The organism is uncultured Caulobacter sp. (assembly GCF_937900395.1).
Classification (GTDB): domain Bacteria; phylum Pseudomonadota; class Alphaproteobacteria; order Caulobacterales; family Caulobacteraceae; genus Caulobacter.
Map to the genome: position 1 here is coordinate 1 of NZ_CALCDX010000024.1, position 24055 is coordinate 24055.

General features: G+C 67.7%; 18 protein-coding genes and 1 rRNA gene. 13 read left to right on the plus strand and 6 right to left on the minus strand.

Going from position 1 to position 24055, the window contains the following annotated elements:
* Positions 1-316, minus strand: a 16S ribosomal RNA gene (locus Q0379_RS01815); the annotation flags it as partial.
* Between the two features lie 920 nt (positions 317-1236).
* Here Q0379_RS01815 and Q0379_RS01820 point away from each other — a divergent pair.
* Positions 1237-1668: an Rrf2 family transcriptional regulator gene (locus Q0379_RS01820; protein ID WP_299003687.1), complete on the plus strand. Its 432-nt coding sequence runs from the start codon at positions 1237-1239 to the stop codon at positions 1666-1668.
* 38 nt (positions 1669-1706) lie between these two features.
* Here the strand turns inward: Q0379_RS01820 and Q0379_RS01825 are convergent, their stop codons facing one another.
* The 3 genes from Q0379_RS01825 to Q0379_RS01835 all read right to left on the minus strand — a co-directional run bounded on the left by Q0379_RS01825 (position 1707) and on the right by Q0379_RS01835 (position 4867).
* Positions 1707-2138: a CBS domain-containing protein gene (locus Q0379_RS01825; protein ID WP_013078241.1), complete on the minus strand. Its 432-nt coding sequence runs from the start codon at positions 2136-2138 to the stop codon at positions 1707-1709.
* Positions 2139-2193: 55 nt separating this feature from the next.
* Entirely contained in the window at positions 2194-2847 is a 654-nt protein-coding gene (locus Q0379_RS01830) for a rhomboid family intramembrane serine protease (RefSeq protein WP_299003697.1), read from the minus strand.
* 103 nt (positions 2848-2950) lie between these two features.
* The gene (locus Q0379_RS01835; protein WP_299003699.1) at positions 2951-4867 is read right to left on the minus strand and encodes a PAS domain-containing hybrid sensor histidine kinase/response regulator; all 1917 of its coding nucleotides are present in this window, start codon (positions 4865-4867) and stop codon (positions 2951-2953) included.
* Positions 4868-5065: 198 nt separating this feature from the next.
* Here Q0379_RS01835 and Q0379_RS01840 point away from each other — a divergent pair, with 198 nt between their 5' ends.
* From Q0379_RS01840 to Q0379_RS01875, 8 genes are all read left to right on the plus strand, one after another.
* Complete coding sequence (locus Q0379_RS01840) at positions 5066-6880, plus strand: ABC-F family ATP-binding cassette domain-containing protein (RefSeq protein WP_299003701.1); 1815 nt, start codon at positions 5066-5068, stop codon at positions 6878-6880.
* Positions 6881-7219: 339 nt separating this feature from the next.
* The gene (locus Q0379_RS01845) at positions 7220-9283 is read left to right on the plus strand and encodes an MASE1 domain-containing protein (protein ID WP_299003703.1); all 2064 of its coding nucleotides are present in this window, start codon (positions 7220-7222) and stop codon (positions 9281-9283) included.
* Positions 9284-9358: 75 nt separating this feature from the next.
* A complete protein-coding gene (locus Q0379_RS01850) occupies positions 9359-10357 on the plus strand; it encodes an ABC transporter substrate-binding protein (protein WP_299003705.1) in 999 nt (332 codons plus the stop codon).
* Positions 10354-11103: an ABC transporter ATP-binding protein gene (locus Q0379_RS01855; RefSeq protein WP_299003707.1), complete on the plus strand. Its 750-nt coding sequence runs from the start codon at positions 10354-10356 to the stop codon at positions 11101-11103. Before Q0379_RS01850 ends, Q0379_RS01855 begins: the two co-directional genes overlap by 4 nt.
* The gene (locus Q0379_RS01860) at positions 11100-11858 is read left to right on the plus strand and encodes an ABC transporter permease (protein ID WP_299003709.1); all 759 of its coding nucleotides are present in this window, start codon (positions 11100-11102) and stop codon (positions 11856-11858) included. Before Q0379_RS01855 ends, Q0379_RS01860 begins: the two co-directional genes overlap by 4 nt.
* 127 nt (positions 11859-11985) lie before the next feature.
* Positions 11986-13074: a DUF2336 domain-containing protein gene (locus tag Q0379_RS01865; protein WP_299003711.1), complete on the plus strand. Its 1089-nt coding sequence runs from the start codon at positions 11986-11988 to the stop codon at positions 13072-13074.
* Between the two features lie 94 nt (positions 13075-13168).
* Positions 13169-16072: a M16 family metallopeptidase gene (locus Q0379_RS01870; protein WP_299003713.1), complete on the plus strand. Its 2904-nt coding sequence runs from the start codon at positions 13169-13171 to the stop codon at positions 16070-16072.
* Positions 16073-16227: 155 nt separating this feature from the next.
* A complete protein-coding gene (locus tag Q0379_RS01875; RefSeq protein WP_299003715.1) occupies positions 16228-16773 on the plus strand; it encodes a PAS domain-containing protein in 546 nt (181 codons plus the stop codon).
* A 210-nt stretch (positions 16774-16983) separates the two neighbouring features.
* Here the strand turns inward: Q0379_RS01875 and Q0379_RS01880 are convergent, their stop codons facing one another.
* Together Q0379_RS01880 and Q0379_RS01885 are read right to left on the minus strand one after the other, a co-directional pair.
* On the minus strand, positions 16984-18648 hold the full coding sequence (locus Q0379_RS01880; RefSeq protein WP_299003717.1) for a choline dehydrogenase: 1665 nt from the start codon (positions 18646-18648) through the stop codon (positions 16984-16986).
* 495 nt (positions 18649-19143) lie between these two features.
* Positions 19144-19677, minus strand: a complete 534-nt coding sequence (locus tag Q0379_RS01885; RefSeq protein WP_299003719.1) for a gamma carbonic anhydrase family protein — start codon at positions 19675-19677, stop codon at positions 19144-19146.
* A gap of 318 nt (positions 19678-19995) precedes the next feature.
* Between Q0379_RS01885 and Q0379_RS01890 the strand changes: the two genes are divergently transcribed.
* The 4 genes from Q0379_RS01890 to Q0379_RS24105 form a co-directional block, all read left to right on the plus strand.
* Positions 19996-20787: a PhoH family protein gene (locus Q0379_RS01890; protein ID WP_099538475.1), complete on the plus strand. Its 792-nt coding sequence runs from the start codon at positions 19996-19998 to the stop codon at positions 20785-20787.
* Between the two features lie 140 nt (positions 20788-20927).
* Complete coding sequence (locus Q0379_RS01895; protein ID WP_299003722.1) at positions 20928-21239, plus strand: hypothetical protein; 312 nt, start codon at positions 20928-20930, stop codon at positions 21237-21239.
* 144 nt (positions 21240-21383) lie between these two features.
* Positions 21384-23423, plus strand: coding sequence for an oligopeptide transporter, OPT family (locus Q0379_RS01900; RefSeq protein ID WP_299003723.1), 2040 nt, complete (start codon positions 21384-21386; stop codon positions 23421-23423).
* A 157-nt stretch (positions 23424-23580) separates the two neighbouring features.
* Positions 23581-24055: ATP-binding cassette domain-containing protein (locus Q0379_RS24105; RefSeq protein WP_366519285.1), on the plus strand; the 475-nt coding region annotated here is incomplete at its 3' end.

A 24055-nucleotide genomic window follows, 5' to 3' on the forward strand; every position in this document is an offset into this window, starting at 1 on the left:
CCCGTAGGAGTTTGGGCCGTGTCTCAGTCCCAATGTGGCTGATCATCCTCTCAGACCAGCTACTGATCGTCGCCTTGGTGAGCCTTTACCTCACCAACTAGCTAATCAGACGCGGGCCGCTCCAATGGCGATAAATCTTTCCCCCGAAGGGCACATCCGGTATTAGCTCAAGTTTCCCTGAGTTGTTCCGAACCAAAGGGCACGTTCCCACGTGTTACTCACCCGTCCGCCACTAATCCCGAAGGATCCGTTCGACTTGCATGTGTTAGGCCTGCCGCCAGCGTTCGCTCTGAGCCAGGATCAAACTCTCAGGTTGAGTTGACATTGACTCCAGTATTTTGATCGAGGGGAAAACCCCGATCGCGTATCTGGTTTGCATAGTATCTTGACGAGTTCCCATCACTCGATCGACCCGAAGGCCAATCGGCGTAATGGTGTCTTCTTCAAGAGACCGCATTCGTCAGCGTCAAATGATCCACTCCGTAGAGTGAACCGCCAGAGCGCCGCCGCCTGCGTTTCTCTTTCCAAATCAACAATGTCAAAGACCCGAGCCGCCTCAGCGACCCCACCGTTTAGCGCCCGGCGTCGGCGGAGGCGGCTATCTATCCAACCTCGTTTTCCGTGTCAAATCGTTTCTTGAAGAAACTCTCCGACTTTTTCCGCCAGCCAGCCCGGAGGGCTTTCGGCGGAGCCGGCAGCTTCTAAAGAAGTCACCGGAGCCAGTCAAGCATCTTTTTCAAAAGAAAGAGAAGCTCTTCTGGAGCGAAATACTTCAGCAACCTTACGGAAGCTTCGGCATTTCAGGGAGCGCGGCTTCTAGCGAAACCGAATTCCCAGGTCAACCGCCTCTTTTTCCTTTTCTCTACTTGCGACCGAAGCCACTTTAGAGCGCAAAAGCCACCCGAAGCGCGCCGAGAGGAGCGCCAAGACGTGGAAGAGATTCGATTGAGGCTGCGGAACTTAGCGATCTGCCTTCCGAAACGCAAGCCCCGAGAGGCGAAGGTTTCGTCCGACGGCCGCGGCCCCGAAGCGAGGGGCGGCTTCTAGAGGCCCCTCCCCGGCCCGGCAAGCCCGAAATCGCCATCTTATCCCCAGATCGGCCATTCCTCTGTGCATGAACAGCGTCACCCAAGACTTGCGTCGCGACGATGCGTCGCCCAGAAGGCTGAACGCTCTTTAAGAGACGCGGCCATAAAGGTCGCGCCCTGGGGCGCTTGAACAAGGTCACCGGCGTCCATGTTGTCCCAGAAGGCGCGCTACGCCCTGCGCGCGATGATCGAACTGGCCCGCGAGAACGGGCAGGTCACGGCCGGCGAGCTGGCCGAGCGCGCCGACGCGCCGCGCAAGTTCCTGGAAGCCATCCTGCTGTCGCTTTCGCGCGAAGGTCTGGTCATCAGCCGGCGCGGCAAGTTCGGCGGCTATATATTGGGACGCTCGCCCGAGCAGATCAGCTTCGCCGAGATCATCCGGCTGGTCGACGGCCCCCTGGCCCTAACCCCCTGCGTCAGCCGCACCGCCTTCCGGCGTTGCGAGGACTGTCGTGACGTCGCCACCTGCGCGCTGCGCGAAGCTCTTTTGAAGGCGCGCGACGCCACCGCCGCGGTCCTTGAGGGCTATAGCCTGGCCGACGCCGCCCAGGGCGCCGGCGCGGAAATGATCGAGGGCTGAGGCGCCAGCCCTCTTTCCTATATATACAGCGCTCGCCGTCAGCCGGCGGCGATATAGGCCTTCAGGCCGTCGGCCTCGGCCAGGGCCTCGTTGATCTTGTGCTTCACGAGGTCGCCGATCGAGATAATGCCCGCCAGACGGCCGCCCTTCACCACCGGCAGGTGGCGGATCCGGCGATCGGTCATCCGCTCCAGCAGGGCGTCGACCGTTTCGTGCGGCTCGGCGAAGATCACCTTGGCGCTCATGCAGCTGGAGATCGGCTTGGTCAGGGCCGCGGCCCCCTCCTTGGCGATCACCCGGACGATGTCGCGCTCGGAGAGAATGCCGACCACCGCCTCGGTCTCGTCGACCACCACCATGGCGCCGACGCGACGGGTGTGCAGAAGCGCGGCCGCGGCGCCGACGGTCTCCTGGGGGGAGGCCGTGAACACCAAATCACCCTTGTCCTTGAGGATTTGAGAAATCAGCACTGAGCTACCTCCCTTGTTCTTTATAGAACGAGGGTCTCGCAAACAGGCTCCGGGATCAATGGGGATCGCGCGGCGCGAGATCGGCGGGCTCGCCCCAGACCGCGAAGGGACCGATCAGGACGACGCCGGCGGCGAAGCCGATCAGGTACGCCTCCCAGGCGACGCCCGCTCCTCCCCCGGTCAACAGGCCGCCAGCGACGGCCATGACGAGATTGACCACCAGCCAGCCCAGCCCCATCGACAGGACCTGCGGGCCGAACATCGGGCCAAGACCTCCTCGCCCGTCCATGGTGCGCGCCGCGGCGCCCATCAGGCCCGACACCGCGCCCGAGGCGCCGACCACCGGCCCGACGCTCTCGGGATGCAGCATCGCATAGCCGAGGCCCGAGACGATCCCGCATGCGAGATAGAAGAGCCAGAAGACCGCGCCGCCGCGCCCGCCCGTTCCCAACAGGCGGGCCACCGGCGCGCCGAACGCGATCGCGAAGGCCGCGTTCATGAAGGCGTGCAGCCAGCCGCCATGCACGAACATCATGGTCACGACGCCGGTCCAGTGGCCGGCCCAGAAATCCTTGGGGACCAGGGCCAGCGACAGGATCGTCGGCTCGTCCGCCTTCATCAGGAACGCGGTCGGAACCAGGATCGAGGCCGCGGCCAACAAGGCCGGCCAGGGCGCGTTGAAGATCGGTTCTGGACGTTCACGCGCCATCGCTACTCAATCCTGGACCGGGCGACTGAATCGCCGCCCGCGTCCCTACGACTTATCTAGTGAGGTCCGGCGCCGGCACAAAGCAAAGACGGCGCGGGCTTGGTCAGGCTTGGCCGCCGCCTGACCGTGATCGACCATCGCCGGAGCGCCGCGCGCCCCAGCTCGCGACCTTCGCCAGCAGCGCGCGGGCGTCGATGGGCTTGCCCACATGATCATCCATGCCGCTAGCGCGATAGAAGGCGATCTGATCGGGCAGGACGTCGGCGGTCAGGGCGATGATTGGCGTCGAAGCCGCCTCGCCCTCGAGATCCCGGATCGCGCGCGTGGCGGCCAAGCCGTCCATGCGGGGCATGTGCACGTCCATCAGCACGAGATCATAGGCGCCGGCGCGCACCGCCTCGACCGCCGCGACGCCATCGGCGACGGTCTCGACCTGATGGCCCATCGCTCGGACCAGGGTCCCGATCAGTTCGCGATTGGCCTTGTTGTCGTCAGCGACCATAAGCCGGAGGGCTCTCGCCGGCGTCGACTGAGCGTCCTCCAGGGCCGTCGCGGGCGCCGCCGCCACGGGAAAGTCCGCCACGCACCAGAACCGCGCGCCCTGGCCCGCGACGCTGTCGACCCCGATCCGGCCGCCCATCAGCTCGACGATCTCCTTGCTGATGGCGAGGCCAAGCCCCGTGCCGCCGAACCGGCGAGAGACTTCCGGGCCGGCCTGGGCGAAGCGATCGAAGACCTGCCCCAGCATCGCCGCCGGAACGCCGACCCCCGTGTCCGAAACCGAAAGCTCGAGCCGCTCGACGCCCGGCGCGGCCGCCGGCCGCCGCTCGACCGCCAGGGTGATCCCTCCCGACTGGGTGAACTTGACCGCATTGCCCAGGAAGTTGACCAGCACATGGCGCAGCCGCTCAGGATCGCCCTCCAACCACCGAGGGCAGTCGGGGTCGATGCGGACCGTCAAGTCGAGCCCCTTGGCCAAGGCCGCCGCCTCGAACATGCCCGCCGCGCGCCTGGCCAGGTCCGGCAGGTCGAACGGCTTGCGCTCCAGGTCGACGCTGCCCGACTCCAGCTTCGAGAAGTCGAGGACCGCGTTCAAGGTCTCGAGCAGCATGGCGCCGGCGTCCTGGATGCGGCACAGGTGGCGCTTCTGATCGTCGTCGAGGCGCGTGTCCGCCAGCAACTCGGCGAAGCCCAGGATGCTGGTCAGCGGCGTCCGAAGCTCATGGCTCATATTGGCCAGAAAGGCTTGGCGAGCCGCGGCCGCGGCCTCGGCCCGCTCGCGCGCGTCGGCGAGGGCGGCATGGGCCTCGACCTCGTCGGTGATGTCGTTCTCGTTGACCAGGACGCAGGGCTCGCCAGTCATCGGATCGGGCGTTCGGCGGATCGTGAGGCTGTGCCAACGCGGACCGCCAGCCGTGACCATGCGATAGCCGCCTTCGATCACCTCGGCGTCCAGGAGCGAGCTCCAGAGGATTTGCCCGGCCTCGGCGTCGGCGAAGATGTCGGCGAAGCGGACGTTACGCCCCGGATAGGCGGCCAGGGCGGCGGGATTGCCAAACAGGCGGCGCCCTTCGCCGTCATAGAGCGTCACCAGCGCGCTGGTGTGGCGCAGGGCCTCGATCGCCCGCTGCTCCTCGGCCTCGGGCTGCAGACGCACGCCTTCGCAGAGAATGGCCGGCCCGCCATCCGGCAGAACGATGCGCGAGATCATCGTATTGACCGTGACCGCGTCGCCATTGGGATAGAAGGTCCAGCGCTCTTCCACCGCGCCGCCGTTCTCAAGCCGCGCCGCCAGATCACTCATCCGGGCGCGAACAGCGGGGGATGAGGCGGAGAAGTCGCGGGCGCGCAAGGCCTCGAGCGAGGGCGCGCGCCACAGCTCCAGCGCGGCGCGGTTCGCATACAGCGTGCGCTTGCGGACATCGTCGAAAACCCAGACGGGTCGATGCAGGACATCGAAGTCCAGGGCGAGTGACGCCTGGACTTCCGAAGCCACGATGCTCTCGACGCTAGACTTCAAGACAAGTCATTCCGCTTCACGTAGGTGAATCCTAGCAAAGCCGCGTTCCGCCTCCCATTAACGGGGGAATTTGTCGCACCCCGAGAAGGCCGCCGGGACCCGCCTGTCCGACTGACCGCGATTTGCCGTTCCCTCGGCGGCGCGCCTGCGATAGGGCCTCCCCTTCGCGATCCTCCCGCTCTCTTATCCGTGACGACCATGGCTTCTCCGACCCGCGCGCCCGTACTCGCCCTCAAGGACGTCCGTCTCGCCGACGGCGCCAAGCCGCTGTTCGACGGCGTCGATCTGGCGCTGGAGCCGCGCGTGCGCGCCTGCCTGGTCGGCCGCAACGGCGCGGGCAAGTCGACCCTGCTGAAGATCCTGGCCGCCCAGGGCGTCGAGGCCGACAGCGGCGAGCGCTCGGTCCAGCCGGGCGCCAGGGTCGTCTATGTCGGGCAGGAGCCCGAGATCACCGGCGAGACCCTGCTCGACTACGCCACGGCGGGCGGCGCCCAGGACTATGAGGCGCAGGCGGCACTGGCCGACTTCGGCCTCGACCCGAACAAGAGCGCCAAGGGCCTGTCCGGCGGCGAGACCCGCCGCGCCGCCCTCGCCCGCGCCTTCGCCGAGCAGCCGGACGTGCTGCTGCTGGACGAGCCGACCAACCACCTCGACATCTTCGCGATCCAGACTCTGGAAGAAGAGCTGGCCGCCTCCAAGTGCGCCGTGCTGATCGTCAGCCACGACCGCGCCTTCCTGAACCGGGTGACCGAGCGCTGTTTCTGGCTGGAGCACCGCAAGATCCGCCGCCTGGACAAGGGCTTCGGCGAGTTCGAGGCCTGGGCGGACAGCGTGATGGCGGCCGAGGCGGAAGAAGCGCGGCGGCTGGACAAGGTGCTGGAGCGCGAGAACGCCTGGCTGGCGCGTGGCGTCCAGGGTCGGCGGGCCCGCAACGAAGGCCGCCGCCGCGCGCTGCTGGCCCTCCGCGCCGAGAAAAAGGACCGCCAGAGCGACCTGCGCGGAACCATGACCATGGCGGTCGAGTCCGCCGGGATCTCGGGCAAGCGCGTGGTCGAGGCCAAGGGCGTGACCAAGCGCTTCGGCGAGCGGACCATCGTCGAGAACTTCTCGACCCGCATCCTGCGCGGCGACCGCGTGGCCCTGGTCGGTCCCAACGGGGCGGGCAAGACGACGCTGGTGAAATTGCTGCTTGGCGAGCTGCCGCTGGACGCCGGCTCGGTGCAACTGGGCGCCAATCTCGAGGTCTCGTACATCGACCAGGCGCGCATGGCGCTGTCGGACAAGATCACCGTCTGGGACTTCCTGACTCCCGGCGGCGGCGACTCCATCGTCGTGCGCGGCCAGTCCAAGCACGTGGCCGGCTACGCTAAGGAGTTCCTGTTCACCGACGCCCAGCTGCGCCAGCCGGTGACCAGCCTGTCGGGCGGTGAGCGTAACCGCCTGCTGCTGGCGCGGGCGCTCGCCAATCCGACCAACCTGATGGTGCTGGACGAGCCGACCAACGACCTCGACATGGACACGCTGGACCTGCTGGAGGACCTGCTGGCCGACTTCGACGGCACGCTGATCCTGGTCAGCCATGACCGCGACTTCATCGACCGCCTGGCCACCTCGACCATCGCGCTGGACGGCCGGGGCAAGATTGTCGAGACGCCCGGCGGCTGGACCGACCTGATGGACCAGAACCCCGGGTTCTTCAGCGCCGTCCGCAAGCCGATTTCCGCCGCGGCGCCCAAGGCCGCCCCGGCCGCCCCGCCGCCTCCGAAAAAAAGCGTGAAGCTTTCATACAAGGACCAGAGGCGTCTGGAGGAATGCGAAGCCCTGATCGCCAAGAGTCCGGCGATCATCGCCAAGCTTGAGGAAACGCTGGCGGACCCTAATCTCTACAGCCGCGATCCGGCGACATTCGACAAAGCCATGAAGGCTCTGGACAAGGCGCGCGCCGATCTTGAACAAGCCGAGATGGATTGGCTTGAACTCGAAGAGAAAAAAGAGAACCTGTCGGCAAGCTGATCCCATATATTGCTGCACGACGTCTTAACCACTCTCCATCACGACCTGATACGACTATCGCCCTCTTGAATTACCCCCTGCGACATGCATTGTCGCCAGGACCCATTACACGGGCGGGACGGGGACGATATCGTCAGGAAGTGGCGGCCGCAGAGGCGTCCTGCGGCCAAACGACACATCTCTCGATAAGCAAGCAACCCCTCGTCTAGCAGGCGTATTGAATGGTCGCGTCGCCGCCCCTCGAACGGAGAGGCCGGCGAACGTCGGACTCGCGCGACGCGGATCCGACGTCATCAGACATTGCCGCCAGGTCGCGGCGGTTTGGGGGACGAGACGCGTATGCCGCAAAGGCTGGCGCAGCATGAACGTAAGAGGCAGGCGGCTTTGCTGCAGGGGCTTTCCGTCGCCCTGGTCGGCGGCCTGTTCTTCAGCGAGTTCCTGACCCGAACGCTGCTGGGCGTCGCCGCCTTCTGGCCGGCCAACGCCCTGCTGGCGGCGGGGCTGGTGGTTCTGACGCCCCAGCGCCGGCTAACCCTGGGCGGCGTCTTCGTGACCTTCCACATGGCGGCCGATCTTCTCGTCGGCGACAGCCTGGCCCGCGCGCTGCTCTATACCACGATCGATACGCTGGAGGCCGTCGCGGTCTGGTGGGTCTGCGTTCGCTTCTGGGGACGCATGCCGCGGGTTCGGACCATGCGCGCCCTGGCGGCGCTGCCCGCCGTGACGACGCCGATCTCCGCGGTCTCGGCCGCGATCTGCGCGTCGATCCTGTCGCTGTTCTTCGGCGAGCCCCTGCTGAAAACCTGGATCGACTGGTTCCTGCGCGGAGCGCTGGGCTTGGCGGTCGTGTTGCCGACGGCGCTGGTGCTGATCGACGCCCAGCATCGGCGGGCCTATCGCACCTCGTTGCGCGAGCAGGGCGTGCTGCTGTTCGCGGTGGCGGCCGTCACCCTGCTCTGCGCGCATCCCCTGTCCGGCGCGCCCCCCTTCTTGATCTTCCCGGTCGCCCTGCTGGCCGCCTATCGCCTCGGGGCGCGGGGCGCGGCCATGGCCTCCCTGATCGTGGCCCTGATCACCCTGCCGATCGCCATGTCGGGCGCTTCGCCGCGCTTCAACGCGATCCTTGGCCCGACAGCGCAGGCGCGCACGATCCAGATCTTCATCGCGGTGCTCTTCTACACCTGCATGGCCGCCAGCCTGGTCCTGGCGCAACAGGATCGCCTGAAGCGCATGCTGCAACGGCGCGAGCAACTGACCCGGGTCGCCCGCGCCCGCGCCCTGGCCGCCACCGAGGCCAAGACCGAGTTCCTGGCCACGATGAGCCACGAGATCCGCACGCCTTTGAACAGCGTGCTCGGCTTCGCCCAGTTGCTGGCCAAGCGCGACGATCTCTCGCCCGACGCCCGACGCCAGGTGAACCTGATCGACAGCGCCGGCGCCGCCCTGGTCACCGTGCTGGACGACATCCTGGATCTTTCCCGTGTCGAGACCGGCCACATCGAGTTGCAGTTTCAGCCGACCTCGGCGGCCGACCTGGTGCGCGAAACGGCGGCGATCATGGCGCCCGAAATCCGCGCCAAGGGCCTGGAACTCGATGTCGACATCATCGATCCGGATCACCGGCGCCACGCTCTGGACGCCGACCGCCTGCGCCAGGTGCTGATCAACCTGCTCAACAACGCCGTCAGGTTCACTGACCAGGGACGCATTTCGGTGCGGCTGATGATCGAGCCCGTCGCCACCGGAGACAGGCTTCGCTTCGAGATCATGGACACCGGCGTCGGCATCGCCTTGGAGAAGCAGGCCCTGCTGTTCCAGCGCGCCTCGGCGGACATCACGCTGAGCCGGATGCCCGCCGGCGCCGGCCTTGGCCTAGCGATCTGCCGCGCGCTGGTCGACGCCATGGGCGGCAAGATCGGCGTCGACAGCGTGCCCGGGCGTGGCTCGTGCTTCTGGTTCGAACTGTCGGCCAAGCCGGTGGAGCGCGCCGCTTCGCCCGCGCCGGCGCCCGCAGCCCAGAACGCGGCGGGTCGAATCCTGGTCGTCGACGACCATCCGATCAATCTGGAGATCGCCGCGACCCTGATGAGCATGGCCGGCTACGACGTCGACCAGGCCGAAAGCGGCGGCCAGGCGATCGAACGCGCGCGCAAGACGCCCTATGACCTCATCCTGATGGATATGCACATGCCCGAGATGGACGGTCTGCAAGCGACGCGCGCGATCCGCGCCCTGCCCGGCGCCTTCGGCGCCGCGCCGATCATCGCCATGAGCGCCGACGCCCTGCCGACCCAGGTGGAGCGCTGCTACGCCGCCGGCATGGTCGATCATATCCCCAAGCCGGTCCAGCGCGAGGCGCTGTACGCCAAGGTCGAACGCTGGCGGCGCAAGCCCGCCGCCTGACCGCGTTCGCCTTCGTGCTTGGAAGTCGGCCGGCTCGCCCCTAACTTCACCGCGAACCGTGGGGAGAGCCGTTCGATGCGCCGTCGCGCCTTTGTCGTCCTGGGGGCCGCCTTAAGCCTCGCCGCCCTGACCGCCTGCTCTCCCGCACCCAGCAAGGACGCCGCCCCGGCCGGCGTCACGAAGCTGAAACTGGCGACCGACTGGCGGGCTGAGGCCGAGCTGGGCGGCTATTACCAGGCGCTGGCGACCGGCGAGTACAAGAAGCGCGGCCTGGACGTGACCCTGATCCAGGGCGGCCCGGCCGTGAACGTACCGCAGCTGCTGGCCACCGGCGCCGTTGATGTCGGCGTCGGCTCCAACAGCTTCATCGTCATGAACCTGGCGAAGGAAGGCGCGCCGGTGAAGGCCGTGGCGGCCTTCATGCAGAAGGACCCGCAGGTCCTGATCGCCCACCCGGACCAGGGGGTCAATTCGATCGCCGACATGAAGGGCCGGCCGATCCTGCTGGCCGACGCCTCGATCACCGCTTTCTGGGTCTGGCTGAAGGCCAAGTACGGCTTCGCCGACGACCAGGTGCGCAAGTACAACTATTCCAGCGCGCCCTTCCTGGCCGACAAGCGGGTGATCCAGCAGGGCTACGCCACCAGCGAGCCCTACCTGATCGAGAAGGAAGGCAAGATCAAACCGGCGGTCTTCCTGCTCGCCGACAGCGGCTATCCGGCCTACGCCTCGATGGCCCTAGTCCCCGACAGCCTGATCGCCAAGAACCCTGCGGCCGTGCAGGCCTTTGTCGAGGCGACCGCCGCCGGCTGGAAGTCCTATCTCTATGGCGATCCCAAGCCGGGCGACGCGGCGATCCTGAAGGACAATCCGGAGATGACCCAGGATGTCCTCGACCAGGCGCGCGAAAAGATGCGGTCCTACGGCATCGTCGGCAAGGACGGCGAGATCGGCCAGATGAGCGACGCCCGCTGGGCGGAGTTCTTCAAGGTCGCCTCCGAACAAGGCGTCTATCCGAAGACCATGGACTACAAGAAGGCCTTCACCCTTCAGTTCCTGCCCAAGGGCCAATGAACGGCTCCGTCGCCAGCCTTTCCGGCGTCGAGGTCGACTACGCCCGGGGGCGCGCCCTCGGCCCCATCGACCTGACCCTCGCGTCCGGCGAGATCGTCGCCCTCGTCGGCCCCTCCGGCTGCGGCAAGTCCACGGCGCTGCGCCTGCTGGCGGGCCTGGAAGCGCCCACGCGCGGCGACGTGGCGCGCGCCGCCGCCAAGGGCGAGACCTCGGTCGTCTTCCAGTCACCCACCCTGGCCCCGTGGCTATCGGCGCGGGACAATGCCGCCCTGCCGCTGGAGCTGGCGGGCGTCGCCAAGAAGGACGCCCTGGCGTCCGCCGACGAAGCCTTGCGCAAGGTCGGCCTAGGCCAGGCGCTCACCGCGCGGCCAGCCCAGCTGTCCGGCGGCATGGCCATGCGCGCCTCGCTGGCCCGCGCGCTGGTGACGCGCCCTCGCCTGCTGCTGCTGGACGAACCCTTCGCGGCGCTGGACGAGATCACCCGCCGCGCCCTGGCCGACGACGTCCTGGCCCTGGCCGCCGAGCTGTCGCCAGCCGTGGTCTTCGTGACCCACAATGTCGAGGAAGCCGTCTACATGGCCCGCCGCGTGGTGGTGATGACGCCTGGCCCCGGCCGCGTCGCGGGCGAAGTGGCGATCAACGGCCCGCTCGTTCGTCCGCCCGGTTTTCGCACGACCGAAGCGTTCCGCGCCGCCGCCGAAACCGTCTCCGGTCTACTGGCGCGCGCCACCGAGGCGGCGGCATGAAGCGGGTCCTCGCCCCCCTGATCCTGGTCGCGGTCCTGCTGGGCGGCTGGGAGATCGCCTGCCGCGCCCTGGCGGTTCCGCCCTATCTGCTGCCCGCGCCCAGCGCGATCGGCGCGGCGTTCCTGGAGTCCTGGCCGCTGTTGCTGAGCTCGGCCTGGGCGACACTGTCGACGGCCCTGATCGCCCTCGTGATCGCCAGCGTCGTCGCCTGCGCCCTGGCCTTGGCCGTGAGCCTGAACAGCCTGCTCGAAGACGCCGTCCGGCCTATCGCCGTCACCTTGCAGGTCACCCCGCTGGTGGCGATCGCGCCGCTGGTGACGATCTGGGCCGGCATCGAGCATCCTGGCCGGGCGGTGACGGGTCTGGCGGCGGTCGTGGCGTTTTTCCCGATCTTCTCGGGCGCCCTGACCGGCCTGAAGGCCGTCGATCCGGATCTGGCCCGCCTGTTCGACCTCTATGGCGCGACGCCGCTGCAGCGCCTGGTCCGCCTGCGCCTGCCGTCGGCCGTTCCCGCCCTGCTCGAGGGGCACAAGGTGGCGGCGGGCCTGGCGGTGATCGGGGCCGTGGTGGCCGAGTTCGTGGCGGGGTCGGGCGGGGCCCAGGGCCTGGCCTGGCGCATTCTCGAAGCCTACAACCGCCTGCAGACCGGCAAGGTCTTCGCGGCCCTTCTCGCCCTGGCCATTCTGGGCGTCGGGTTGAACGCCGCGATGGAGTTTGTCGAACGTCGACTTCTCAACATTTGGCGCGGCCGTTAGGCCAAGATTAAGCGGCGCGCCCCTACGAAAGCATCGACGTTCCTTCGGTTCGGATGTTCATGCGCGTCGCCGCTTTCACCGCCGTTATCGCCGATCGGAAAGCTATCGCGCGTGGCGAGGCGTCATGATGGAATCGCGTCTCCACGAACTGATCACCCTGGCCAACGAGCCCTCAAGCGAGAAGCGGCGCGAGCTGCTGCGCGGCGTCACCGACATGTTCTTCGCCGGCGAAGGCCACAGCGCCCTGGAAATGGAGCTGTTCGACGACGTCCTGAGCCAGCTGGCCGGCGACATGGAAGAGGCGGTCAAGGCCGAGCTGGCCCAACGGCTGGGCGACGCCCAGACCGCGCCGCGCGGTCTCTCCCGCGCCCTGGCCTCGGAAAGCATCGCGGTCGCCGCCCCGATCCTGCGCGGCTCGGGCGCCCTGACTGACGAGGACCTGCTGCACGTCGCCCGCACCCAGGGCCAAGATCACCTGCGCGCGATCTCGCAGCGCCCCAGCGTCTCCAGCGTCGTGTCGGACGCCATCGTCGCGCGCGGCGACGACGACACCCTGGGCGTGCTGCTGCGCAACGAGGGGGCGGTGCTGTCGCGCGAGGCGCACGAGACCGTCGTCGACCGGGCGACCGCCAATCCCGCCCTGCACGAGGCGGTGATCGACCGCCAGAGCCTGCCCGTCGACCTGCTGAACGAGATGTACTTCGTCGCCGAAGCGCGGCTGCGCGACCGCATCCTGGAGCGCAACGCCAACGTCGATCCGGCGACCCTGGAGGCCGCGCTGGCGGCGGGCCGCAAACGGATCGCGGCCAAGGACGGGGCGCTGCCGCCCGACCACGCCGAGGCCGAGAAGGAGTTCCGCGCCCTGCGCGCCAAGGGGCCGATCTCCCCGCAAATCCTGGCCAACATGCTGCGCGCCAAGCGCACGACCCTTTTCCTGGTGGCCCTGGCCGACCTGGCCGACGTCGACTTTCATACGGCCCGCAAGATCCTGGAGCGGCGCGAGATGGACGCCCTGTCGGTGATCTGCAAGGCCGCCGACTTCGACCGCGCGCTGTTCCTGACCTTCGCCCTCTTGATCCTCGAGCCCTCGGACGAGGTGATGGGCCGGGCCAAGGCCTATGGGGAGCTTTACGCCGCCCTGCCGCGCGAGGCGGCGTTGCGGACCATCCGCTTCTGGCGCCTGCGCCGGCAGACCGGCGACGTCGCCGCCGCCTGATCCCTCACGGACCTAAACCCGCCTTTGTCGCGCCTTGCGCGCGCCATGCGGGACGGCCAAGGTGCGGCTTCCTTTGTCCTGCCTTGGATTCTCGATGATCAGCGCTTCGCGCTTGGCGCTCGTCGCCGCCGCCGGCCTCTCGCTCGCCGCCTGCTCCCACGTTCCGAAGCCTTCGCTGCCCTTGCCGAAGCGGGAGAGCGCCATCGAGGCGCCCGCCCTGGCCGGACCGCGCCAGAGCGACCTGAAACCGGGCCAATGGGCGCAAGCCCTGTCCGACGTCGCGCCCGATCCGGCCTGGCGCTTCGGCGTGCTGCCCAACGGCATGCGCTATGCGATCCGCAAGAACGCCACGCCGCCCGCCCAGGCCAGCTTGCGCCTGTGGTTCGACGCCGGCTCGCTGATGGAAGCCGACGACCAGCAGGGCCTGGCCCACTTCCTCGAGCACATGGCCTTCAACGGCTCCAAGAATGTGCCCGAAGGCGAGATGATCAAGATCCTGGAGCGCCATGGCCTGGCGTTCGGGGCCGACACCAACGCCCAGACCAGCTTCGACGAAACGACCTATCAGCTGGACCTGCCCAAGACCGACGACAGCACGGTCAACGACTCGCTGATGCTGCTGCGCGAGGCGGCCAGCGAGCTGACCATCGCTCAGGACGCGGTCGATCGCGAACGCGGCGTCGTGCTGTCGGAAGAGCGCGCTCGCGACACGCCCGGCTATCGCGTCGCCATCAAGACCCTGTCGGCCCAGATGGAAGGCCAGCTGCCGCCCAAGCGCATCCCGATCGGCAAGACCGACATTCTCAAGAACGCCTCGGCCCAGCGGATCCGCGACTTCTACGAGGCCTATTACCGTCCCGAGCGGGCGGTGCTGGTCGCCGTGGGCGACTTCGACGTCGACGCCATGGAAGCCAAGATCAAAGCCAGGTTCGGCGACTGGGCCGGCAAGGGCCAGCCGGGCAAGAATCCGGACGTCGGTCCGGTGGCCAAGCGCGGCCCGACCGCCAAGCTGATCGTCGAGTCCGGCGCGCCTTGGAGCGTCCAGATGACCTGGATGCGCAAGCCCGACGGCCTGGTCGAAACCAAGGCCCTCGACGAGCGCGACATGCTGGAGAACCTGGCCTTCGCCGTGCTGAACCGTCGGCTGCAGGCGCTGGGCCGCCTGGCCGAGCCGCCGTTCATCGCCGGCGGCGCCTTCAAGGGCGACCAGTACGGCGCGGTGCGCGTGACGACCCTCGGCGCGACGGCCCAACCGGGGCAGTGGCAGGACGCGATGCGGGCGCTCGACGCCGAGCAGCGCCGCGCCATCCAATACGGCGTTCGCCAGGATGAACTGGACCGCGAGATCGCCACCCTGCGCGCCAGCCTGGCCGCCGCCGCCGCGGGCGAAGCCACCCAGCGCACGCCAGTCCTGGCCAACCAATTGGTCGACACCCTCGGCGACGCCGAGGTCATCACCTCGCCCAGCCAGAACCTCGCCGCCTTCGACGCCATGACCAAGGGCCTGACCGCCGAGCGGGTCAATGCGGTGCTGAAGTCGTCGTTCGCCGGCTCGGGCCCGTTGGTGGTCATCGCCGCGCCGAGCAATATCGACGGCGGCGAGCCGGCGATCCTCAAGGCCTACGAAGACCTCAAGTCCCAGCCCGTCACGCCCCCGGCCGCGCCGGGCGTGACCGTGTGGCCCTATTCCAGCTTCGGTCCGACCGGCAAGGTGATCGAGCAGAAGGAGGTCAGCGACCTGGACGCCGTCTTCGTGCGGTTCGAGAACGGGGTCCGACTGACGGTGAAGCCGACCAAGTTCCGCGAGGGCCAGGTCGTCGTGAAGGTCCGCGCCGGCCACGGCCTGCTGGACCTGCCGTCCGACAAGCAGAGCCCGCTGTGGTCCGGCTCGGCCTTTGTCGAGGGCGGGCTGAAGCAGATCTCCGCCCAGGACATGGAGCGGGTTCTGACCGGCAAGATCTGGAACGCCCAGCTGGGCGTCGAGGACGACGCCTTCACCCTGAACGGCCGTACGCGCCCCGAGGACCTGTCGACCGAGCTGCAGGTGCTGGCGGCCTTCGCCACCGAGCCCGGCTGGCGTCCGGAAGCCTTCAACCGGGTCAAGACCAGCTACGGCACGCTGCACGACCAGCTGCAGAGCACCACCGGCGGGGTCCTCGGCCGCGACCTTGGCGGCCTGATGCACGGCGGCGACCAGCGCTGGACCTTCCCCTCGCGCGAGCAGATCGCCAGCGCCTCGCTCGACGACCTGAAGACGGCGGTCGCCAATCCGCTGACCAAGGACGACATCGAGGTGGTGATCGTCGGCGACACGACGGTCGACAAGGCCATCGCCGCGGTGGCCGACACCTTCGGCGCCCTGCCCGCTCGGACCGAGCTTCCCGCGTCGGACGCCGCCCGCCAGGCGCCGTTCCCCGCCCCCTCGGCGACGCCCGTGATCCGCACGCACAAGGGCCGCGCCGACCAGGCCGCCCTGTTCATGGCCTGGCGCACCGACGACCTGTTCTCGAACCTGCAACGCTCGCGCGATGTCTCGGTGCTGGGCCAGGTCATGCAACTGCGCCTGATAGACGAACTGCGCGAGAAACAAGGGGCGACCTATTCGCCCAACGCCTCTTCGACCGCCAGCGTGGTGTTCAAGAACTGGGGCTACCTGGCCGTCAGCCTGGAAGTCCCGCCGGAGAAGCTGGACGCCGTCGTCGCCTCGATCCGCAAGATCGCCGCCGACCTTCGTGACAAGCCGGTGACCGAGGACGAGCTGGAACGCGCCAAGAAGCCCCGCATCGACCAGATCGAGAAGGCGCGCGTGACCAACGAGTACTGGGTCGGCGCGCTGTCGGGCGCCCAGACCGATCCGCGCCTGCTGGACGCCACGCGATCGGTGCTGGCGGGGCTCGCCCGCGTCACGCCAGCGGATGTGCAGAAGGCGGCCAAGACCTACCTGGCGGACGACAAGTCCTGGCTGCTTCTGGTCAAGCCGGAAGCGGCCGCGAAGTAGGCTGAAGTCAAAGGGCTCCGTCTCCGACGGGGCCCTTTTTCTTATCCAGGACTGGATTGTGCGCCAAAATGGGACAGTCCAGCCGTTGGCGCGGTTCCTCCAGCAAGCTCCATGCGGCCCAAACCCGCCGCGCAGGAGCCCGCCGGGGGACAAGGATGTTCCATCCCAGCACGGAACGACTGATCGACTACTGGCGTGATCGCCGGGGCGACGCCGCCTTGCCGCGTCGCACCGACATCGATCCAGGCGACTTCCTGGAGCTTCTGCCGCAGGTGTTCGTCCTGGGTCGCGACGGCGGCCGCCTGCCCTTCCGCCTGGCCGGCGGCTTCGTCAGCGATCTGCACGCCCGCGACCTGCGCGGCCAGGACGCCCTGTCGCTGTGGGCCCTCGCCCATCGCCTGGAGCTGAAAAGCGCCCTCGACGTCGCCCGCAAGCGCCGCACGCCGGTGGTCGCCGTGGCGGACATCCGCGCGCACGGCGTCGCCTCGGTCGGCATGGAGGTGCTGTTCGCGCCCCTGCGCGGCGCCAGCGGCGAGACCGACCGGTTCCTGGGCCTCTACCAGCCGATCGGCGCGACGGCCCGCCTGATGGGCCGCCCCGCCTACGAGCTGGGCCTGCGCGAAATCCGGCCGTTGGGCGAGGACAATCGCGACATGCCCCGCCTTCGCCTCGCCACCCTGGACGGCCGCCGGATCGCCTAGCGTTGGATTCGGCTACCGGGCGCTCCTCAGCATTCCTTCAAACAACCGTCATTCCCGCCCTTGTGGCGGGAACCCCTGGTTCAGCTGACACGTGAGATGCAAGCGGACTGCTGAGCAGTCCGCCCCTCCCGCACCTGCGGCGGATAGAGGGGTTCCCGCCACAAGGGCGGGAATGACGGTGAGATTGAGTTAGCGGATTAAGGGCTCGCCCTACGCCGCCGCCGCCGTTTCGTCGCCGTAGACGGGGACGTCCAGCGGCGCCAGCGTCTGCTTGCCCCGGATCAGGTCCGACGCGCGCTCGGCGATCATGATCGTCGGCGCGTTGGTGTTGCCGCCGATCAGGTTCGGCATCACCGAGGCGTCGATCACGCGCAGACCCGAAAGCCCCTGCACCCGCAGCTGGTCGTCGACCACCGCCAGCGGATCGCCGGCCACGCCCATGCGGCAGGTGCCGACCGGGTGGTAGATCGTCTCGGCCTTGGCGCGGATCCAGGCGTCGAGCTCGGCGTCGCTGCGCACGTCGGCGCCCGGGGCGTATTCGGCGTCGCGATAGGGGTCGAAGGCCTCCTGGGCCACGGTCTCGCGGGCGATGCGGACGCCCTCGCGGATGGCGCGGCGGTCCTCATCGGTCGACAGGTAATTGGCCAGGATGGTCGGATCATCGAACGGATCGGCCGAGCGCAGGCCGACCTTGCCGCGGCTCTCCGGACGCAGCTGGCAGACGTGCAGGGTGAAGCCGTCCTTCTCAACCACGACCTTGCCGTGGTCCTGCATGATGGCCAGCACGCCGTGGATCTGCAGATCGGGCCGGTCGAGGTCGGGCCGCGACTTCAGGAACGCGCCGCTCTCCAGAAACTGCTGGCGCCCAAGGCCCTTGCCGAACAGCATGTAGTTGAGGCCCACGCCCAGCTTGTTCAGGCCCTTGTTGGCCGAATAGGCGGTCTTCAGGTTCTTGGCGGTCCACGAGACGCAGACGTCCAGGTGGTCCTGGAGATTGGCGCCCACGCCCTTGGACTCGTGGACGACGGAGACCCCCTGAGCCTTGAGGTCGTCCGGCGCGCCGACGCCCGACAGCTGCAGGATGTGCGGCGACTGCACCGCGCCGGCGCTGAGCAGCACCTCGGCGTCGGCATAGGCGGTCTTGCGCTCGCCGCCCTTGCCGACGACGTACTCGACGCCGACGGCCCGGCGCTTTTCGATCAGGATCCGGGTCGTGCGGGCCTCGGTGACGCAGGTCAGGTTCGGACGCGACAGGGCTTGGCTGAGATAGGCCATGGCCGCGCTCCAGCGCTTGCCGTCGCGGATCGTCAGGTCGTAGGGACCGAAGCCCTCCTGCTGGAAGCCGTTGAAGTCCTTGGTGGTCTTGTGGCCCGCCTGGCGGCCGGCCTCGACCAGGGCGGTGTAGAACGGGCTGTCGGACTCGCCCTTCGACACGTGCAGCGGACCCTTGTCGCCATGATAGGCGTCGCCGCCGCCATGGTGGGTCTCCGAGCGTTTGAAGTAGGGCAGCACTTCGGAATAGGACCAGCCCGTCAGGCCCATCTGCCGCCACTGGTCGTAGTCGCGGGCATGGCCGCGGATATAGATCATGCCGTTGATCGCCGAGGAGCCGCCCAGGCCCTTGCCGCGCGGCCACCAGAGCTTGCGGTTGTCGAGATGCGGCTCTGCCTCGGTCCAGAAGCCCCAGTTCTGCTCGCCCTTGGCCTTGATCAGCTCGCCGACCCCGGCCGGCATCTTGACCAGCACCGAGGTGTTCTTGCCGCCGGCCTCCAGCAGCAGGACCTTGACGTTGGGGTCCTCGGTCAAGCGCGCGGCCAGCACGCAGCCGGCCGAACCGGCGCCGATGACGACGTAATCATAGCGTTCACTGGCCATGGCCCGGACGCCCTCCCTCGAAGGTTATCGTTGTTAAGGCGAGAGTGATCCGGCTTTTGAACCGGCGCAAGAGTGGCGCTACGGAACGCTTAGACGCGGAAAACGCGAGTCTCGCATTTTAACTCTACTTCGGCCGTGCTATATACAATCCATGGATGAACGGAGCGCAGTACGGCGCACCGTCCTACCTTGCGGAAGACGCCTCCAGCAGGGTGGGTCCCTTCCCGCGTTCGGCCCTTCCCACGCGGGAAGCGGGAGCGCCGCCTTGCGATCCCCCAAGCGGCAGGCGGCGCTCCCACGGCGTTCGAGTTCTAACGGATGAAGCCGCCTTTGGCGGATGCGGGCCCAACACCTCTCGTCATCCCGGAAGCCTCGCAGAGGCTATCCGGGACCCAGGGGTGAAAGAGCGCCGTGCGAGGCGTCCCCGGGTCCCGGCTCTGCGCGCTCCGCGCTACGGCCGGGATGACGATACGAAGTTGATCTCGTCGGACGCCGCTAACCCTCGACCAACCTCAAATCCCGCGCGTAGCGCTTCCAGTTCTCGACATAGTGCAGGGCCGAGGCCTGCAGGACCAACGCGTGCTGCTCGCCGATCTCGCGCACCACCTTGCCCGGCGCGCCGACCACCATCGAATTGTCGGGAATCTCCTTGCCCTCGGTGATCAGGGCGCCCGCGCCGATCAAGCAGTTTTTTCCGATTTTGGCGCCGTTCAGCACGATCGCCCCGATACCGATCAACGAGCCGTCACCGATCGTGCAGCCGTGCAACATCACCATGTGACCAATGGTCACGTTCGCGCCGATGGTCAGCGGCGAGCCAAGATCAGTGTGAAGAACCGAACCGTCTTGGATATTGCTGTTCTCGCCGATCGTGATCGGATCGTTGTCGCCGCGGGCCACCGCGCCCCACCATATACTGGCGTTCTTCTTGATAATAACGTTCCCCATCACGCTCGCCGTCGGCGCGATCCAATATTCGTCTTTTCCCGGCAGCGTAGGCTTTAACTCGCCCAGCGAATATACATTCATCCGTATGCCTCGTTTCTTATCGGCGATTTCGTTATTAACGATCCGTAAACCCTGTGACCGCCATTGTAGTCTGGCGATTCAGGAGGGAACATTCCCCCAGCGGGAATCATTTTCCTGATCGTGACGGGCTGGGCGGAGACGCCCTTGCTCGCCCGCTGACGAAGACGAGGTGTCGCACTTGGCGTTTCGGCGTACAGCACCGTCCCCCGCCCACGGGGAAAGCTCTTCCGAGCCGCCGGGCCGCGTTCGCGGCTTCGTTCAAATCCAGCTCACCGCCAAGGACGACGCCTTACGGCCTCGTCCTTTTTTCATGCCCGAATGGAGGCTTTGATGACCAAGCGAGCCCTGAAGCGGATGGCGCGCGAAGGCGCGTACGAGACCGGCCAATACGACGACGCCAAAGTGCGTCGCCTGCCTGTCGATCACCGCGGCGGCTGGTCGCCTCTGCCCGATGAGGGGGGCGCGAGGGGGGATAGTCGGGACCAGAGCTATCTCAAAACGATAAAACCGAAATCGCCCGGCCAGGCGCAGCTGATGGAGGCGATCGACGAGAAGAACCTCGTCATGGCCCTGGGTCCGGCCGGCACGGGCAAGACCTACATCGCCATCTCCAAGGCCGTGGAGGCGCTGGAGGCCGGTCGCGTCAGCCGCATCGTGCTCTCGCGCCCCGCCGTCGAGGCCGGCGAGTCGATCGGCTACCTGCCCGGCGACATGGAGGACAAGCTGGCGCCCTATCTGCGCCCGCTCTACGACGCCTTGACCGATCGCCTGTCGGTCAAGCGCATGCGGGCCCTGATGGCCGAGGGCGCCATCGAGATCGCGCCGGTCGGCTTCATGCGCGGTCGGACGCTGAATAACGCCTTCGTGGTGATCGACGAGGCCCAGAACTGCACCTACATGCAGCTGAAGATGCTGCTGACGCGCCTGGGCTGGCATTCCACCATGGTGGTCACGGGCGACCCGAACCAGTCGGACCTGCTGCCGGGCATCTCCGGCCTGGCGGACGTCGCGGCCAGGTTCGAGGAAGTCTCCAACATCGCCGTCGTCCGCCTGGCCGACCGCGACATCGTCCGGCATCCGCTGGTCGCGGAGATGCTCGGCGTCCTCTAGCCCGGCGGGGCCAATCCAGCGCTAAGATTTCGGGCTCGTCACGACGTGGCGAGCCCGATTTGCTTTCATCCCGTTGCCCACAACCCATAAGCGTGAGACAGTCCTTACTGGGACAATTTTCAACCATAGAGGCAAAGACGATGATCGGGACTCTACTGGCGATCTCACTACAGGCGGCCACGACCGCGGCTCCCCCGCAGCAGAGGCTTCCCGAGCCCAAGTCTTTCAACGAATACTATCGCCAGCCGATGTACTTCGGCGGCGCCGCCATCACCCGTCAGGCTGAACAGATGGCGCGCGCCAAGCGCGCCGCGACACTGATCAACGCCGGCCGTTGCGATGACGCCTTGCAAGCCATGAAGACTGACGGCGACCGCTATCTCGCCGCGCGCGTGGCCGAGGTCTGCGAGCTTTCTCCCCCCGAGGCGGGCATGGATACCCGTCCACTCTAGAAGCGGACGGCTCTACGCTTGCTAGCGGGGGGGAGGGCCAATCGCGCCGTTCGCCCTGGCTTTTCATGGGTCTAGGCGAAATCCGAGCTTGAGTTTTGGGCGGTCGGACGTGCAAGGTCCGGCCGCCTTAATCGTTTTTTGGACATGTTCATGGCCGACTCGACCGCGCCGCGCACGGAATTGACCCTCCGAGGGGTACTCCTCGGCATCGCCATCACCCTCGTCTTCACCGCGGCGCAAGTTTATCTGGGCCTGAAAGTCGGCCTGACCTTCGCCACCTCGATCCCCGCCGCCGTCATTTCGATGGCCCTGCTGCGGGCCTTCAAGACCTCGACCATCCAGGAGAACAACATCGTCCAGACGATCGCGTCGGCGGCGGGCACGCTGTCGTCGGTGATCTTCGTCCTGCCGGGCCTGCTGATGATCGGATGGTGGGCCAACGTGCCGTTCCTGCCCACGTTCGGCGCCTGCGCCGTCGGCGGCATCCTGGGCGTGATGTACACCATCCCGCTGCGCCGGGCCCTGGTGACCAACTCCAACCTCCCCTACCCCGAAGGCGTCGCCGCCGCCGAAGTGCTCAAGGTCGGCACCGGCTCGCGCGAGGGCGCGGCCGAGGGCAAGGCGGGGCTGGTCGCCGTCAGCCTGGGCGCGATCGCCTCGGCTCTGTTCGGCGCCCTGGGCGCGGCCAAGCTGTTCGCCGCCGAGGTCGCCGGCTACTTCAAGTTCAAGGCTGGCGCGGGCGCGACGGGCCTGGGCGCCTCCAGCTCGCTGGCCTTGATGGGCGCGGGCCACCTGATGGGCATCACGGTGGGCATCGCCATGTTCGCGGGCCTGTTCATCGCCTGGGCCATCCTGGTGCCGATCCTCACCCTCGCCACCCCGATGCCCGACGCCAACGCCGCCACCCACGCCCTGGGCGTCTGGAAGACCCAGGTGCGCTTCCTGGGCGCGGGCGTCATCGGCGCCGCCGCCATCTGGACCCTGGCCAAGCTGGTCGGCCCGATCACCTCCGGCCTGAAGTCGGCGCTGGAAGCCGCCAAGGCGCGCAAGAGCGGCGCCGGCGACCTGCCGCGCGTCGAGCAGGACATCCCGATCGGCATCGTCGGCCTCGTCTCGCTGCTCCTGCTCGCCCCAGCCGGCTGGTTCCTGGCCCACTTCCTGGCCGGCGGTCCGATCACCAGCCTGGCCGCGCCGCTGGTCGCCATCGGCATCGGCTATCTGATCTTCGCCGGCCTGCTGGCCGCCGCCGTCTGCGGCTACATGGCCGGCCTGATCGGCTCGTCCAACAGCCCGGTGTCGGGCATCGCCATCCTGACCGTGCTCGGCGCCTCGCTGATGGTCGGCGTGGTCGGCCGCGGCCTGGTCGGCCCGGACATCACCAAGGCGCTGGTCGCCTTCGCCCTCTATGTCACGACCTGTGTGCTGGCCGTGGCCGTGGTCGCCAACGACAACCTGCAGGACCTGAAGACCGGCCAGCTGGTCGACGCCACCCCGTGGAAGCAGCAGGTCGGCCTGGTCATCGGCGTGCTGTCGGGCGCCGTGGTCATTCCGTTCGTGCTGGAGCTCTTGAACCGCTCGAACGGCTTCGCCGGCGCCCCGAACCTGCAGGCCATCTCGGACCAGCCGCTGGCCGCGCCCCAAGCCACCCTGATCTCGACCCTGGCCAAGGGCGTGCTGGGCGGCGACCTCGACTGGGGGCTGCTGGGCGTCGGCGCCCTGATCGGCCTCGGCTTGGTCGCCATCGACACGATCCTGCGCAAGACCAGCAAGGACCGCTACAGCCTGCCGCCGCTGGGCGTGGGCCTGGCGATCTACCTGCCCAGCACCGTCACCGCCCCGGTCGTGGTCGGCGCCGTGGCCGGCTGGCTGTTCGAGAAGATCGTCGCCAAGGACCGCGCGGCCGAGCCGGCCAAGCGCCTGGGCGTGCTGATCGCCTCGGGCTTCATCGTCGGCGAGAGCCTGTTCAACGTCGCCCTGGCGCTGATGATCGTCTCGACCGGCAAGGGCGAGCCCCTGGCCGTGCCGTTCGCGCCGCCCGAGCACGTCGGCATGATCCTGTCGCTGATCGCCGCCGCCATCGTGGTGGTCGGCCTCTACCGCTGGGCCCGCAAGGCCGGCGCGAAGGCGCTGGAGGATATTCTCGGCCTTGATAAGCTTATACCAATTCTTCCTAAAACGCCGTAATGGCATGGATGCGGATTCTCGGAAGAAAGGCCCGGAAGGGACAATTTTCTGATTGCGCCCGCCTGACAAGCTTGTAAGGTCAGCCCTGAACGATCTGGCCTTATGTTCGGGCAGGCTGGTCGCGGAAAAGAACAAAAACAGCAGGGTATTCCGGCGTATGGCGTCTCCCGCGCGTGAACTGCAAAAGCTGCTGCCGATCATGGAAGCGCAGCACCTCGATATGATGGCGCTGGTTGCAGGCGCTAATTTCCAGCGCATTTTCCGGTGGGATTTCCATCAGAACGAGCGGCCCGTGGTCGTCCTGCTCCGGCGGGACGGCAAGGCCGTGGCCATCGTGCCGCATATCGAATTGCCCTCTTTCGAGCCGCTCGGTTTTGAGGGCGAGGTGTTCTTCTGGCGCGACGAGGAGAAATTCGAAGGCGCGTTTCAGGCTGCGGGCCGCGCGATGGGCCAGGCCGCCGGCGGCGCGATGGGCAAGGTGGTGCGCCTCGGTGTCGAAGGGCAGCGCATGCGCGTTTTTGAGCAGTTTGCCCTCGCGCGGGCCTTTCCGCATCAGCTCTCCGGCGGGCAACGCCAGCGCGTGGCGATCGCGCTGGCGTTGGCGGGAAATCCGCGCCTCCTCGTGGCCGATG

Excerpts from the sequence above, each read along its gene's own strand:
- Q0379_RS01820 (WP_299003687.1), top strand. The coding sequence starts at position 1,237 with ATGTTGTCCCAGAAGGCGCGCTACGCCCTGCGCGCGATGATCGAACTG.
- Q0379_RS01830 (WP_299003697.1), bottom strand. The coding sequence starts at position 2,847 with ATGGCGCGTGAACGTCCAGAACCGATCTTCAACGCGCCCTGGCCGGCC.
- Q0379_RS01840 (WP_299003701.1), top strand. The coding sequence starts at position 5,066 with ATGGCTTCTCCGACCCGCGCGCCCGTACTCGCCCTCAAGGACGTCCGT.
- Q0379_RS01845 (WP_299003703.1), top strand. The coding sequence starts at position 7,220 with ATGCCGCAAAGGCTGGCGCAGCATGAACGTAAGAGGCAGGCGGCTTTG.
- Q0379_RS01850 (WP_299003705.1), top strand. The coding sequence starts at position 9,359 with ATGCGCCGTCGCGCCTTTGTCGTCCTGGGGGCCGCCTTAAGCCTCGCC.
- Q0379_RS01855 (WP_299003707.1), top strand. The coding sequence starts at position 10,354 with ATGAACGGCTCCGTCGCCAGCCTTTCCGGCGTCGAGGTCGACTACGCC.
- Q0379_RS01860 (WP_299003709.1), top strand. The coding sequence starts at position 11,100 with ATGAAGCGGGTCCTCGCCCCCCTGATCCTGGTCGCGGTCCTGCTGGGC.
- Q0379_RS01865 (WP_299003711.1), top strand. The coding sequence starts at position 11,986 with ATGGAATCGCGTCTCCACGAACTGATCACCCTGGCCAACGAGCCCTCA.
- Q0379_RS01870 (WP_299003713.1), top strand. The coding sequence starts at position 13,169 with ATGATCAGCGCTTCGCGCTTGGCGCTCGTCGCCGCCGCCGGCCTCTCG.
- Q0379_RS01875 (WP_299003715.1), top strand. The coding sequence starts at position 16,228 with ATGTTCCATCCCAGCACGGAACGACTGATCGACTACTGGCGTGATCGC.
- Q0379_RS01880 (WP_299003717.1), bottom strand. The coding sequence starts at position 18,648 with ATGGCCAGTGAACGCTATGATTACGTCGTCATCGGCGCCGGTTCGGCC.
- Q0379_RS01885 (WP_299003719.1), bottom strand. The coding sequence starts at position 19,677 with ATGAATGTATATTCGCTGGGCGAGTTAAAGCCTACGCTGCCGGGAAAA.
- Q0379_RS01890 (WP_099538475.1), top strand. The coding sequence starts at position 19,996 with ATGGAGGCTTTGATGACCAAGCGAGCCCTGAAGCGGATGGCGCGCGAA.
- Q0379_RS01895 (WP_299003722.1), top strand. The coding sequence starts at position 20,928 with ATGATCGGGACTCTACTGGCGATCTCACTACAGGCGGCCACGACCGCG.
- Q0379_RS01900 (WP_299003723.1), top strand. The coding sequence starts at position 21,384 with ATGTTCATGGCCGACTCGACCGCGCCGCGCACGGAATTGACCCTCCGA.